Here is a 13,886-nt window from a genome sequence, read left to right on the forward strand (position 1 = left end):
TTAACCTACGTCAACAATTCTCGCCTCACGATCGTGCGATCCTCGAGGCCCACCCCGTGAAGCTTGTCGCCAACACCCGCATCCTCCTGAAGGTCGCCGTGCCGCTCGGCCTCCTCGTGGCGACGTCGGTCGGCTCCGTCACCTATGCGAGCCGGACCCTCGACAGCGTCGGCGAGCAGTCCCGCCACCTGACGGACGTCCAGGCGGTGCGCCAGGAGAACATCCTGAAGACGCAGATCGCCATCACCGAGGCGACGATCCAGAACCGTAACATCATCATCGAGACCGACAATTCGAAGATGGGGACCTACAAGACCCGCCAGGACGCGGCGATCCAGGCGGCCTACGGATCGATCAACCGGCTGATCGAGCTCTCCGACGAGCCGCAGCGCGCGGCGGCCAACCGGGCGATGCTGCAGTCGGCGCAGTCCTACTTCGGCATCCTGGCCCGCTCGACCGATCTCGGCCTGCGCAACGAACCCGCCGCGGCGATGAAGATCGCGCAGGAGGAGGCCTCGCCCGCCCGCGCCAAGCTGCGGGAGACGGTGGACACCCGCATCAAGACGATCAGCGAGGAGATGCAGGCCGAGAAGCGGGCCGCGCTCGACGAGACCGCGCGCGCGACGTCGCTCCTGATCGCGGGCTCGGGGCTGGCGCTGCTGCTCGCCCTCGCGCTCGCCGGGACCATCGTGGTGATCGGCATCACCCGCCCGCTCGGGCGCCTCGTCGGCGTGCTGCGGCGGATGGCCGAGGGCGAGATCGATGCCGGCATCCCGGAGGCGCGCCGCGGCGACGAGATCGGGCAGGTCGGCCGCGCGGTCGAGCGCATCAAGGACATGGTCGCCCGCAAGGCCGCCGAGGAGGCCGAGCTGCGCCACATCGCCGACGCGGCCGCCGCGGCCGAGCGCAGGCGCACGATGATCGAACTCGCCGATCGCTTCGAGCGGGCGGTCGGCGGCATCGTCGGCATGGTGTCGTCGTCGGCCACCGAACTCCAGGCCACCGCCTCGACCATGACGGCGACCGCCACCGAGACCGCGAGCCAGGCCGGCACCGTCGCGGCGGCCGCGGAAGAGGCAGCCGCCAACGTCAACACCGTCGCGGCGGCGGCGGAAGAGCTCGGCGCCTCGGTGGCGGAGATCGGCCGGCAGGTGTCGAGCTCCGCCGACCTCGCCCAGGCGGCGGTCGCGGAATCGGGCAACACCTCGGCGCTCGTGCAGGAACTCGACGGGGCGGTGGCGCGCATCGGCGACGTGGTCGGCCTGATCTCCTCGATCGCCGGCCAGACCAATCTTCTGGCCCTCAACGCCACCATCGAGGCGGCGCGCGCGGGCGAGGCCGGCCGCGGCTTCGCGGTGGTGGCCGCGGAAGTGAAGGAACTCGCGACGCAGACCGCGCGGGCGACGGAGGAGATTTCGCAGCAGATCGGCCGCATCCAGGGCGCGACCGGTCAGGCGGTCACGGCCATCGGCGGCATCGCGGCGCGCATCCGCGACATCGACGCGGTGGCCTCTTCCATCGCCGCGGCGGTGGAGGAGCAGGGCGCGGCGACCCAGGAGATCGTCCGCAACGTGGCGCAGGCCTCCGCGGGCGCCTCCGAGGTGACGGGCAACATCACCGGCGTCGCGGGCGCGGCGGAAGAGACGGGTGCTGCGGCGACGCAGGTGCTGGGCGCGGCCGGCGAACTCTCGCGGCAGTCCGAGCAGCTGCGCGCGGAGGTCGGGCGCTTCCTGGCGACCGTACGGGCGGCCTGATCGCATTGAAGGCCGCCGGTTCCCCCCTCTCCCCGCACGCGGGGAGAGGGGATGCTCGGCGCACCGAGTGGATCAAACCGAAGCCGTACGGCCGCCCCTACCGGAATGGCGGCTCGTCGAAGCTTCGCAGCTTGCGCGAGTGCAGCCCGGCCCGGTCGGCGCGCAGGGTGTCGAGGGTCGCCAGCCCGATCTCGAGATGCTCGGCCACCGCCCGCTCGTAGAAGGCGCTGGCCGAGCCCGGCAGCTTGATCTCGCCGTGGAGCGGCTTGTCGGAGACGCAGAGCAAGGTCCCGTAGGGCACCCGCAGGCGAAAGCCTTGCGCCGCGATGGTGCCGCTCTCCATGTCGACGGCCACCGCCCGCGACAGGTTGATCGGCCGCCGCTCCTGGCTGAAGCGCAGCTCCCAGTTGCGGTCGTCGTAGGTGACGACGGTGCCGGTGCGCAGCCGCCGCTTGAGCGCGTCGGCCCGCTCGCCGGTCACCGCGGCGGCGGCCGATTGCAGGGCGATCTGCACTTCCGCCAAGGCCGGCACCGGGATGTCCGGCGGCACGAGGTCGTCGAGGATGCGGTCGCGGCGAAGATACCCGTGCGCCAGCACGTAGTCGCCGATGGTCTGCGACTGGCGCAGGCCCCCGCAATGGCCGACCATCAGCCAGCAATGCGGGCGCAAAACCGCGAGATGGTCGGTGATCGTCTTGGCGTTGGAGGGGCCGACGCCGATGTTGACCAGCGTCGTGCCCTGGGGTGCCCCGTCGGCCCCGCGGGAGACGAGGTGGTAGGCCGGCATCTGGAAGCGGTGCCAGGGGGAGGCGGCGATCAGCGCCTCCGGATCGGCACCCGCCGCATCCGCTTGGCGCACCACCACGCCGCCCGGCAGGACGAGGCGCTCCCCGTCGCCGGACGCCAGCCGGTCGAGGGCATGGCGGACGAAGTTGTGGACGTAGCGGTGGTAGTTGGTGAGCAGGATCCAGGGCTGGATCTCGCTCCAGTCCGAGCCCGTGTAGTGGACGAGACGGCGCAGCGAGTAGTCGGTGCGGATGCCGTCGAACAGGGCGAGCGGGCGCGGCTCGCCCGGCTCCTCCCGCCACAGCCCGTCGGCCACCTCGTCGCCGACCACCGAGAGCAGCGGCACGGGAAACAGCGCTGCGAGATCGCTCGCGCTCACGCCGCTGCCGCCGAGATCGGTGCCGGGCTCGACCACGTAGGGGTAGGGAATCTCCTGGGCCGAGAGCCCGACCTCGATCGCCGCGCCGTAATCGCGCACCAGCGGACGCAGCTGCTCCAGCAGGTAGGGGCGGAAATAGCCCGGCTGGGTCAGCGTGGTCGAATAGATCCCCGGCGCCTGGAACTTGGCGGTCGCCCGCTCCAGCCGCGGCAGCGGCCCCGCCGGCTGGTAGGTCAGGCGCAGTTCGGGATAGCGGAACTGCAGCCGCTCGGCCGGGCTCGGCGCCTCGCGCGTGTCGAGGTAGCGGGCGAGCGCCGTCTGCAGCGCCCGCGTCGCGCCCGCATGCAGCGCCTCCAGCCGCGCGACCGCGCCCTCCGGATCGGTGATCGACTCCATCGGCCGCAACTCGTCGCTGACCATGCGCTCTCCCCTTCGGCGGTGTGGGCCTCTACATCGGCGCGAGCGCGGCGGCGGGCAAGCCGGTTCGGGACGGATGCGAGGAGACGCGATGCAGGATCGAGCCGAACGCCGCCCCGGCGAGGAGACGGTCGAACTCCCCCGAAGCTACGATGCCGGCCTCTACTTCATCGGCCGGGTGCGCACGCCCTGGGGCAGTCGGGCCGAATGCCCGAAGAACGGGCGCCAGACCGAGGCGGTCTGCACGCTCGAGGTCGATGCGCCCTACCGACCCGGCCTCCAGAACGTGCACGGGGCGACCCACCTGATCGTGCTCTACTGGATGGACCGGGCCGCCCGCGACCTCGTGCGCCAGCAGCCGCGCCATGCCGAGGGCAGCCGCGGCACCTTCTCGCTGCGCTCGCCGGCCCGGCCGAACCCGATCGCGCTCTCGGTGGTCGAGTTGCTCGGCATCGAGGGCGGTCGCCTCAGCGTGCGCGGGCTCGACTGCATCGACGGCACGCCGCTCCTCGACATCAAGCCCTACTACGCCACGACCGACAGCCGCCCCGAGGCGCGGGTCGATCGGGCCGGAACGGCAACCAGGGCCTGACATCAGGATGAAGTCATCCCGAGCTGCATGAATCAGGACAGATGGTCCTGATTCATGCGTCCGGCGGACGACCGCCGCCGCGCAGTCGCGCGGGCGATCGGCGATGAGGCATGGTCATCGTCGATCGGTTTCAGGTGCGACTTGGCAAATTCTGCGGCGATCTCCATCATGTGATGGTTAATCGACTGAAACAATAGCCTGTCACCAACCTTAGCGATCAAGAACAGCGTCGATTAAGGCATTGTTTATGTTTGGGGCAGCTACTGATCGCCATCGGAGGGAGCGATGGCATCGGCATCGACCACATTCCGGCTGTGCGACCAGCGTCCGCCCTCGCTGAGGGACGCGTTCGCCGAAGCCCTGACGGTGCCGCCGCTGCTGGCGACCATGCTGCGCAGCATGATCGAGGCATGGCCCGACGAGGTCTACGCGCAGCCCGCCGTCGCCACCCGGTTCCTGGGCAAGCGCACCACCTATGTCTGCGAGCCGGGGCTGATCCGCAGCCTGCTCGTCGATCAGGCGGACGCGCTGGAGCGCGAGACCTTCATGCTGCGGGCGCTGGCGCCCGCGCTCGGGCGCGGCATCCTCACGGCGGACGGCGCCTTCTGGCGCGGGCAGCGCCGGACCGCGGCGCCGATGTTCCGGCCCGACCGCATCCGCGGCTTCGTCCCGGCCATCGCGGCGGCGGCGGAGGCCGGGCGCGCGCGCTGGCAGGCGACCGCCGCCCAAGTCGCTCCCGCCGCCGACATCCTGCCGGAGTTGATGCGAACGGCCTTCGAGATCATCGTCGCCACCATGATCTCGGGCGATTCCGAGATGCAGGTCGCCCCCTTCGGCCGGGCGATCGACGACTACCTGTCGCAGACGCAGTGGAAGATCGCGCTCGCCCATCTCGGCGCGCCGGCCTGGACGCCGCATCCGGGCGCCCGCCGGGGGGCGGCCGCCGCGCGCTACCTGCGCGACGAGACCGCCCGCACCATCGCCCGGCGCCGCGCCCGCGGCGAGCCGGGCCGCGATCTGCTCGGGCTGCTGCTGGAGGCGCGCGATCCCGAGACCGGCCTCGGCCTGTCCGAGGAGGCGCTGGTCGACAACCTCCTCACCTTCGTCGCCGCCGGCCACGAGACCACGGCGCTGGCGCTGGCCTGGACCCTGCGGCTGATCGCCGACCGGCCCGAGGTCGAGGCGCGGATGCTCGCCGAGATCGCCGGGCTGCCTGCGCCGCTGGGGCAGAAGCCGGACGGCGTCGAGCGCCTGACCTACACGCGCCAGGTGCTGATGGAAGCCATGCGCCTCTACCCGCCCGCGCCCCTGATCGTGCGCCGCACCGTCCGGGAGGTCCGTCTCGGCGAGACGCGGATTCCGGCGGGCGAATCGGTCCACGTGCCGGTCTACGCGCTCCACCGCAACCGCGGCCTGTGGGACCGGCCCGACGCCTTCGACCCGGACCGCTTCGCCCCGGCGATCCACGCGGCCCGCGACCGCTACGCCTACCTGCCGTTCGGCGCCGGCCCGCGGGTCTGCATCGGCATGGGGCTCGCGATCACCGAATGCCTCGTCGTGCTGGCAACCCTCCTGCCGGCGCTGCGCTTCGTGCCGGAGCGGGCCGAGATGCCGGAGGCGCAGTTCCGCGTCACCCTGCGGCCGCGGGGCGGCGTGCCCATGCGGGTGGTGGCGCGCCATGCCGGATGACACCGTGCGGGAGCGTGGCGAGGAAAAGGACGGCTGGCTCGCACGCCGGCTCGGCTGGGCCGTGGCCGAGGCGCCGCCGGAGCGCTACCGGCATCAGATCCGCACCGACCTCCTCGACGAGACCCTGAAGCTCGCCAACATCTCGGCCGTCACGCATTTCGCCGTCGCCGTCGTGATCCCGGTGCTGTTCTGGGACAGCGCCTCGCGGGTCTATCTCGCCGGGCTGTTCGCGGTGGTGACGACGATCATCGGGCTGACCCTCTACACCAACCGGCTCTACCGCCGCATCTACGCGGACGGGGTGTCGGAGGTCGGCGTCGCCCGCGGCTGCCGCATCTCGGCCGGGCTGGCGCTCGCCCTCGGGCTCACCTGGGCGACGATGCCGATCATGCTGTTCGCTCCCGCCAGCGACGACCAGCGCCTGATCATCGTCGCCACCGCCGCCGGGCTGATCTCCGACGCCTACGTGGTCGGGCCGCTGCTCTCGGTCTCGTTCCTGTTCGCGGTGCCGCTGATCCTCGGCAGCTTCGTCGGGCTCGCCCGCTCGGGCGAGGGGATCGCGCTCAGCATCGGCGTGCTGCTCGTCGTCTACGCGATGTTCGTGCTCGCCAGCGTCGCGCGGATGAGCCGGCTGTCGCGGGAGCGCATCCACGACCGCGTGCGCGTCGAGGACCAGGGCCAGACCATCGGCCTCCTGCTCAACGAGTTCGAGGCCAACACCAGCGACTGGCTGTGGGAGACCGACGAGTTGGGCCAGTTCCAGCACGTCTCGGCCCGGATGGCGCAGGCGCTCGGCCGCACGGAGGACGACCTGCACGCGACCTCGCTCGCCACGCTCCTCGGCGGCGGCGCGCAGGCGGACGGACAGGAAGGGGATGGAGTCGCCGAGATCCTGGCCTGCCTCGCCGCCCGCGAGCCGTTCCGCGAGCGGCTCGCCGCCTTCGCGGGATCCGAGGGGGTCCGCTGGCTGCGGCTCAGCGGCAAGCCGTTCCAGGATCGGCGCGGCGGGTTCGCGGGCTTCCGCGGGGTCGGCTCCGACGTGACCGCGAGCCGCGCCGCCGAGGAGCGCATCGCCTATCTGGCCACCCGCGACGCCCTGACCGGCCTGTCGAACCGGGCGATCTTCCACGAGATCGCCCAGGCCGCCTGCCGCGAGGCGGGCACGCCCGGCGGGGAGACGGCGAGCCTGCTCTACCTCGACCTCGACGGCTTCAAGCTCGTCAACGACAGCGCCGGACACGGCGCGGGCGACGCGCTGCTGCGGCAGGTCGCCGACCGCATCCGCGCCGTCACGGCCGCCGAGCCTTCGGCCCACGGCTTTCGCCTGGGCGGCGACGAGTTCGCGATCCTGCATCGCGGCTCCGTCGCGGCGGCGGAAGCCGTGGCGCAATCCTGCGTCACCGTTCTCGGCGAGCCCTACGCGATCGACGGCGTGCGCGCCGAGATCGGCGTCAGCGTCGGCCTCGCCCACGCGCCCCGCGACGCCACCGATCCCGAGTGCCTGCTGCGCAAGGCCGATCTCGCCCTCTACACCGCCAAGGATGCCGGCAAGGGGCGCTGGCACGCCTTCGACGCCAGCCTGGAGCGCCGGGCGCAACGCCACCGCGAACTCGACGCGGCGATGCGCCCGGCCCTGGAGAACGGCGAGATGGCGCTGCACTACCAGCCGCTGGTGAACCTCGCCGACGGTCGCGTGATCGGCTTCGAGGCGCTCTTGCGCTGGACCCGCCCCGGCGAGGGCCCGGTCTCGCCCGCCGAGACGGTGCCGATCGCCGAGAGCACGGGCTTCGTCATCGAGATCGGCCGCTGGGCGCTGCGCAAGGCCTGCGCCGAGGCCGCGGGCTGGCCCGAGGCCCTGCGGGTCGCCGTCAATATCTCCTCGATCCACTTCCGCCTGCCGGGCTTTGTCGGCGAGGTCGAGGCGGCGTTGCGGGCGACCGGGTTGGCGCCGAACCTTCTGGAGATCGAGATCACCGAGACGATCTTCCTCGGCAGCACGCCCCACGTCATCGAGAACCTGAATCGACTGCGGGGCTTGGGCGTGCGCATCGCGCTCGACGATTTCGGCACCGGCTTCTCGTCGCTGAGCTACCTGACGCAGTTTCCCGTCGACAAGATCAAGATCGACCGCGCCTTCGTGCGCGACCTGATCCACCGCCGCGAATGCCTCACGGTGATCGAGGCGATCATGGTGATCGCCCGCGACCTCGCTATCGACGTGACGGTGGAGGGCGTCGAGACCGTGCAGCAGGCCGAGTTGCTGCGGCTCAAGCGCTGCAACAGCGCGCAGGGCTTCCTCTACAGCCCGGCCCGGCCCGCGCGGGACATCCCGGACCTCATCGAGAGCATCCCGCATCGCGTTCGCCACACCGGCGTGCGGGCGAGCGCGGCCTGATCGGCAAAGGACTCGGGAAAGGTCCGCCGCGAGACGATCGGCCGGACGTCGCCCTACCGGATCGCGTGCGCCCCCAGCACCGGGGCCACGGCTCCGTCGAGGCGCAGGCGGGCGTCGAGGATCGGGGCGTCGGCCACCTCCGGCAGTTGGCCGGCGAGTTCGGCGATGGCCTGGTATTGGCTCATGCGCTGGTCGATCATGCCGTCGAGGCGCTCGTGCACCTCGGCGACCGTGAGGCTGCGGCGCTTGGCCCCGTCCTTGGCGGTGAAGATCGAGCGGTTGGCCCGCGCGGCGCGGCCGAACACCGTCTGGGCGACCTTGTCCGGATCCTCGGCGCTGAGCGAGAGGAATTTTCCGGCGCTCGCGGTGCCGAGGAAGTGGGCGAGGTAGAGTTCGGTGGTCTTGAGCGCCCGGCCGATCCGGGCCTCGATGCGGGCGCGGTCGCGCTTGATCAACTCGCCCGCCATCAGGCCGGAGACGTAGGGATCGTTGCGCAGGTCGAGCACGCGCTTGCGCATCGCGGCGTCGGCAATCGTGATGGCGCCGCCGCGACCCTTCACGGCGGCGGCTTCCGCCGCGAGCCCGTGGCGGGCGCCGTAGGTGCGGATCATCTCCAGCCACGTCCCGGTGACGAACTGGAACAGACCCTGCGCCGAGGAGGCGGAGGACTTCACGTCGGTGTCGAAGCTGGATTCCTTGTCGGCGAGCGCCATCATGTAGACGGGATCGACGCCGGTCGCCTCGGAGGCGCGCAGGATGGTCGAAACGAGGTCGCGCGGCACGCTCATGTCGCCGAAGCGCAGCACGTCCTCGTCGCCCTCGCGGGTACCGGTCATGGCGCCTTGGGCGCGGGCGACCGGGACGGACACGGTGTCGTCCTGGCCCAGCAGGGCGGAGCCGCCCCATTCGGGCTCGGCGGCGGCCGGGCGCAGATCGGTCCGCACCAGGGCCGGGATCGCTTGGACGACCGCGTTCTCGTAGGCGTCCGCGGCGCGCGGCGCGGAGAGCAGGAGGAGGCCCGCGAGCATCGCGGCGGCAACGCCGCAAGAGGCGAGGCGGGCGGCGGAACCCGCCCGAGAGGTGGCGCGGTGCGGGACCGCGTTCGCGCTGGCGAGCGACCCGCAAGGCACGAGTCGGCTCACGTCGTCGGCGCAGAGCGCCGGCTCCGGGTAAACCCCCATCGGTCTTCCTTGTTTTGCCTCGGCGTTCTTTTCGGCCGGGCTTCTTTTGACCGGCGGGTGTTTCGCCGCCGGGTGTGACCACAATGGGACCACCCCGTGATACAAACGTGGTCGCGTTAATGGAGCGTTAAGCCACTGTATTTACGATATTTTAACGATTTCGCGTCGTGGCCCGCGCGATCGCCCTGCGTCAAACGAGGCAGCCTTGTCCTCGGAACGCACCAGCTGGGCCACAGTTGTCATGGGCCGCGCGGCGACCAGTTAGGGCTCATCCTAAGGTGCCTGCGCCACCACAGCAGAAAGTCGGGTTCATGGGCATTCAGACCGGTCGGCGCGTCGGAGTGGCGTTCGTCGGCATGGGCGGTGCGGTCGCCACGACCGCCATCGCCGGCATCGAGACCATCAAGTCGGGCTCGAACCGTCTGGACGGCCTGCCGCTCGCGGGCGTGCCCGTTCCGGGCATGGCCGATTACAAGGATCTGGTGTTCGGCGGCTGGGACCTGAACGGCGACGACCTCGCCTCCGCCGCCACCGGCCACGGCGTTCTGACGGCTCAGGACATCGACAACGGCGCCCAGGCGCTCAAGGGCATCACCCCCTGGCCGGCCGTCGGCTCGGCCAAGTTCTGCAAGAACATCGACGGCGCCAACCGCATCGTCGCCAGGGATCACCGCGAGGCCGTCTCGGTCATCGCCAACGACCTCAACCGCTTCCGCAAGGAGAGCAACCTCGACGACGTCGTGGTCGTGAACCTCGCCTCGACCGAGCGCTGGCCCGACCTCTCCGCGGCGACGCTCAACTCGGCCGACGCCTTCGAGAAGGGCCTGGATTCGAGCGACGAGTCGATCTCGCCCGCGATGCTCTACGCCTACGCGGCGATCAAGAGCGGCGTGCCGTATGCCAACTTCACCCCCTCGGTCGCCGCCGACGTGCCGGCGCTCATGGAACTCGCCCGCGAGCTGAACGTCCCGGTCGCCGGCAAGGACGGCAAGACCGGCCAGACCATGATGAAGACGGTGCTGGCCCCGGCGCTCAAGGCCCGCTCGCTCCACGTCGACGGCTGGTTCTCGACCAACATCCTCGGCAACCGCGACGGCCTCGCCCTCAACGACAAGGACTCGCTCCAGTCGAAGCTCAACACCAAGGGCACGGTGCTCGACTCGATCCTCGGCTATCCGGTCGAGGATCACCTCGTGCACATCCACTATTACCGCCCGCGCGGCGACGACAAGGAAGCTTGGGACAACATCGACGTCACCGGCTTCATGGGCCAGCGGATGCAGATCAAGGTCAACTTCCTCTGTAAGGACTCGATCCTGGCCGCCCCGCTCGTCATCGAGATCGCCCGCGTGCTGGATCTGGCCAAGACCCGCGGCGACGGCGGCGTGCAGGAGCAGCTCTCGACCTTCTTCAAGGCGCCGATGGTCAAGAACGGCCACGGCCCGGAGCACGATTTCGGCAAGCAGCAGCGCATGCTGTTCGACTGGCTGGGCGTGCACTGAGGACATCCCACCGATGGCGGGCTTTTCGGAGACCGGTCCCGCGGCGCCGCTGGCGCTGCGGGAGCTTCTGGTCGAACTCGGCGACCTGAAGCGCGTCCGCTCCGCGGGCCGCGACGGGTCGATCGCCGAGCGGCTGTTCGCGCAGGGCTGGTCGGCGCTGACCGGCGGCACGCCGCCCGAGACGGTCGCCCTCGACATCACCGCGAAGGCGCTCGCCGCCGCGCGGCTCTGCGACCTCGACGCGGCGTTCCTCGCCGCTGCCGGGCTCGACGACGCCCAAGCCTCTAACATCCTCGTGGCAGGGCTCGATGCGGTCGCCGGGGCGGTCGATCCGGCGCTCCGCGAGCGGCTGCGGGAGGACCTGCGCCATCCCGCGGAGCTACAGGCCGGCCCGGTGCCCGGCTTCGTCGGAGCGCTGGCGCGGCAGCCGCGGGCGGGCGTCACCTGTCCGGGCAAGCCGCGCATCCTGCTGGAGCCGCCGGAAAACCATGCCGAGCACTGCCTCGTCGTGGCGGTCTACGGCGTGCTCCTGAGCCCGTTCTACCGGGCCGACCCGACGACGGTTTTCTTGGCCGGACTCGCGCATCACTTTCACAACGCCGCGATGCCGGATGCCGGCTTCACCGGCGAGATGCTGCTCGGCGACCATCTCTGGCCGATCGTCGCGCGCTGCTCGCAATGGGCGCTGGACGAACTGGACCAGCCCTTGCGCGAGACCGTGCGCTCCGCCCGCGCGGTGCTGCCCGACGACGCGACCGCGGAGGGCCGCGCCTTCCACGCCGCCGACTCCATCGACCGCGTCCTGCAGATCGCCCAGCACCTGCGGGCGGCCTCGCTCACCATGGACACGGTGCTCGGCGAGATGGAACTGGTCCATGCCGGGCCGGTGAAGGCTTTCCAGGATCGCGTGCTGACCGATATGCGGATTCCGTGACCCAGCGCGCCCTTCGGCTCCCCCGATGATCCCGTTCGACCTGCTCTCGCCCGAGACCGGCCACCGGCTCAAAGCCGACGGCGCGCATGCCCTGCGCGACGTCGAGACCGGCGCCCGTTGGCCGGTGATCGATGGCATTCCCTATCTGCGCACCGGCCGCGCGCGGCTGGTCGAGGTCGTGCTGGAAGCCCTCGACGCCGACCGCGCGGACGAGGCTCTGATCCTGCTGCTCGCCGATCAGGACGATTGGTGGACCGGCCCGCCCGCAGACCCGGATTCCCTGCGCCGTCTCATCGCCGAGCGCGAGACCACGAGTCTGCGCGGGGCGGTCGATCTCCTCGGCTGGGGCCGCGTCGGCGACTATTTCGTCAACCGCTGGAGCGACCCGACCTATCTGGCGGGCCTCAGCCTCTTGGAAGCCCACTGGAACGCGCCGGCCTGCGCCTTCGAGCTTGCCTGCGGCATCGGCCATTACCTGCGCGAATTGCAGCGCCGCGGCGTCAAGGTCGCGGGCGGCGACGTGGTGTTCGCCAAGCTCTGGGTCGCCCGCCACTGGGTCGTCGGTGCGGGGGCACAACTCGTCTGCTTCGACGCGGCCGCGCCCCACTGGCCGATCGCCGAGGCGCCGGTCGATCTCGTCATCTGCAACGACGCCTTCTACTTCCTCGACGACAAGCCCGGCGTGCTGGCCTGCCTGCGCAAGACCGCGGGCGAGGACGGCTGGCTCGCCGTCAGCCACATCCACAACAGCGGCCGGCCCGGCTTCTCCGCCGGCAAGGCGATCTCTTCCGCGGACGTCGAGGAGCTGTTTCCCGACGCCCTCGTTTACGACGATTCCGAGCTGACCCGGGCGCTCGTCGAGGCCCGCGCGCCCCAACCACGGGAGCCCGGCCAGCTCAAGACCTGCGAGGCCTTCTCGGTGGTGGCCGGTCCCGGCATGCGCCCGGCCCCGCGCGCGGTGATCGACGGCATCACCCTGCCGCCGCCGGACGCGCAGCTTCATCTCAACCCGCTCTACGCGGCCGAAGACGGCGGCTTCGCCATCCGCTGGCCGTCCGAGCGCTACGAGGCGGAATACGCGAGCCAAGCCACCTATCCGCTCCATTCCGACGGCCCGCAGGCGATCAGTTGGGAGGGCAAGCCCGATGCGCCCGAGGTCGAGCGGGTGCGGCGACGCGAATATGTCGATCTGCCGGAGCGCTGGTGATGAGACCGGTCGGGTGGGGCATCGTCGGCTACGGCTGGGTCGCCCGCGACTACATGGCGCCGGGCATCCGCGCCGCCGGACACCGCCTCGTCGCGGTCGCCGATCCGGGCGAGGCCTCGCGCGCTGCCGCTGAGAGGGAAGGCGCCCGCGCGCATGCCGATCTCGCCGGCCTGATCGCCGAGCCGGAGGTCGAAGCGGTCTACGTCGCGACCCCGAACCATCTTCACCGCGGCGCCGTCGAAGCGCTCTGCGCCGCCGGAAAGGCGGTGCTGTGCGAGAAGCCGATGGCGGCGACGCTCTCTGACGCAGAGGCCATGGCGGCCGCCGTGCGCAAGTCCGGCGCCTTCTACGGCACCGCCTTCGACCAGCGCCATCACCCCGGCCACGCGGCTTTGCGCGCGGCGATCCGCGACGGCCGCATTGGCACCGTCACGGCGATCCGCATCGTCTACGCCTGCTGGCTCGACCGGGCCTGGACCTCGTTTCAGGGGCAGCCGAACTGGCGCATCGACCCGGCTCAGGCCGGAGGCGGCGCCCTGATGGATCTGGCGCCCCACGGCCTCGACCTCGTGGATTTCCTCCTCGGCGAGCCCCTCGTCCAGATCGCCGCGATGACCCAGGCCCGCGCCCAGGACTACGCCGTCGATGACGGCGCCCTGCTGATCGGCCGCACCGAGGGCGGGGCGCTGGCCCAGCTCAACGTCGCCTATAACTGCCCCGACGCCCTGCCGCGCCGCCGCCTCGAAGTGGTCGGCACAGGCGGCCTGCTGACCGCCATCGACACGATGGGCCAGACCGCGGGCGGCTCCGTGACCTTCACCGACGGCGCGACCGGCAAAAGCCGGCCGATCCCCTTCGATACGGACGCCTCGCCGTTCCTCGAACAGGTGCGCGCCTTCGGCCGAGCGCTCCGCGAGCCGGCCCTGCGCGCCGCCTGGGACGCCGAGCGCGACCTTCACACCATGCGCCTGATCGCCCGCGCCTACGCGGCGGCCGGCACGCCCGCGGGCCGCGACGCGGCCTGAAGGCAACGAGAGAGAGGAAACCGTC

The 13,886-nt window shown here is 71.3% G+C and carries 11 protein-coding genes; 8 read left to right on the forward strand and 3 right to left on the reverse strand.

Annotated features, from left to right (window positions below):
- Positions 1 to 56 precede the first annotated feature (56 nt).
- Positions 57 to 1,754, forward strand: a complete 1,698-nt coding sequence (locus HNR00_RS18050) for a methyl-accepting chemotaxis protein (protein ID WP_183571757.1) — start codon at positions 57 to 59, stop codon at positions 1,752 to 1,754.
- Between the two features lie 97 nt (positions 1,755 to 1,851).
- Here the strand turns inward: HNR00_RS18050 and HNR00_RS18055 are convergent, their stop codons facing one another.
- Positions 1,852 to 3,339, reverse strand: coding sequence for an AMP nucleosidase (locus tag HNR00_RS18055; RefSeq protein ID WP_183571758.1), 1,488 nt, complete (start codon positions 3,337 to 3,339; stop codon positions 1,852 to 1,854).
- Between the two features lie 88 nt (positions 3,340 to 3,427).
- On the opposite strand from HNR00_RS18055, the gene tsaA reads away from it, so the two are divergent.
- Positions 3,428 to 3,928 carry a tRNA (N6-threonylcarbamoyladenosine(37)-N6)-methyltransferase TrmO gene (gene tsaA, locus HNR00_RS18060; protein WP_183571759.1) on the forward strand — a complete coding sequence of 167 codons (501 nt, stop codon included), beginning with the start codon at positions 3,428 to 3,430 and terminating at the stop codon, positions 3,926 to 3,928.
- Between the two features lie 32 nt (positions 3,929 to 3,960).
- On the opposite strand, the gene HNR00_RS18065 is transcribed toward tsaA, so the two are convergent.
- The gene (locus tag HNR00_RS18065; RefSeq protein WP_183571760.1) at positions 3,961 to 4,098 is read right to left on the reverse strand and encodes a hypothetical protein; all 138 of its coding nucleotides are present in this window, start codon (positions 4,096 to 4,098) and stop codon (positions 3,961 to 3,963) included.
- A 115-nt stretch (positions 4,099 to 4,213) separates the two neighbouring features.
- Between HNR00_RS18065 and HNR00_RS18070 the strand changes: the two genes are divergently transcribed.
- Together HNR00_RS18070 and HNR00_RS18075 are read left to right on the forward strand one after the other, a co-directional pair.
- Positions 4,214 to 5,617, forward strand: coding sequence for a cytochrome P450 (locus HNR00_RS18070; protein WP_183571761.1), 1,404 nt, complete (start codon positions 4,214 to 4,216; stop codon positions 5,615 to 5,617).
- Positions 5,607 to 8,012: a putative bifunctional diguanylate cyclase/phosphodiesterase gene (locus HNR00_RS18075; protein ID WP_183571762.1), complete on the forward strand. Its 2,406-nt coding sequence runs from the start codon at positions 5,607 to 5,609 to the stop codon at positions 8,010 to 8,012. Before HNR00_RS18070 ends, HNR00_RS18075 begins: the two co-directional genes overlap by 11 nt.
- A 53-nt stretch (positions 8,013 to 8,065) precedes the next feature.
- On the opposite strand, the gene HNR00_RS18080 is transcribed toward HNR00_RS18075, so the two are convergent.
- Positions 8,066 to 9,193 (reverse strand): transglycosylase SLT domain-containing protein, encoded by a 1,128-nt coding sequence (locus tag HNR00_RS18080; RefSeq protein WP_183571763.1) that lies wholly within the window; start codon positions 9,191 to 9,193, stop codon positions 8,066 to 8,068.
- Between the two features lie 311 nt (positions 9,194 to 9,504).
- On the opposite strand from HNR00_RS18080, the gene HNR00_RS18085 reads away from it, so the two are divergent.
- From HNR00_RS18085 to HNR00_RS18100, 4 genes are read left to right on the forward strand one after another with little or no spacing between them, the layout of a single operon-like run.
- Positions 9,505 to 10,695 (forward strand): inositol-3-phosphate synthase, encoded by a 1,191-nt coding sequence (locus tag HNR00_RS18085; protein WP_183571764.1) that lies wholly within the window; start codon positions 9,505 to 9,507, stop codon positions 10,693 to 10,695.
- Positions 10,696 to 10,708: 13 nt separating this feature from the next.
- Positions 10,709 to 11,629, forward strand: a complete 921-nt coding sequence (locus HNR00_RS18090; RefSeq protein ID WP_183571765.1) for an HD domain-containing protein — start codon at positions 10,709 to 10,711, stop codon at positions 11,627 to 11,629.
- 25 nt (positions 11,630 to 11,654) lie between these two features.
- Positions 11,655 to 12,836 carry a class I SAM-dependent methyltransferase gene (locus HNR00_RS18095; protein ID WP_183571766.1) on the forward strand — a complete coding sequence of 394 codons (1,182 nt, stop codon included), beginning with the start codon at positions 11,655 to 11,657 and terminating at the stop codon, positions 12,834 to 12,836.
- Positions 12,836 to 13,861, forward strand: coding sequence for a Gfo/Idh/MocA family protein (locus HNR00_RS18100; protein ID WP_183571767.1), 1,026 nt, complete (start codon positions 12,836 to 12,838; stop codon positions 13,859 to 13,861). Before HNR00_RS18095 ends, HNR00_RS18100 begins: the two co-directional genes overlap by 1 nt.
- Positions 13,862 to 13,886: the final 25 nt, after the last annotated feature.

This window comes from Methylorubrum rhodinum, assembly GCF_014199935.1.
Lineage (GTDB): Bacteria > Pseudomonadota > Alphaproteobacteria > Rhizobiales > Beijerinckiaceae > Methylobacterium > Methylobacterium rhodinum.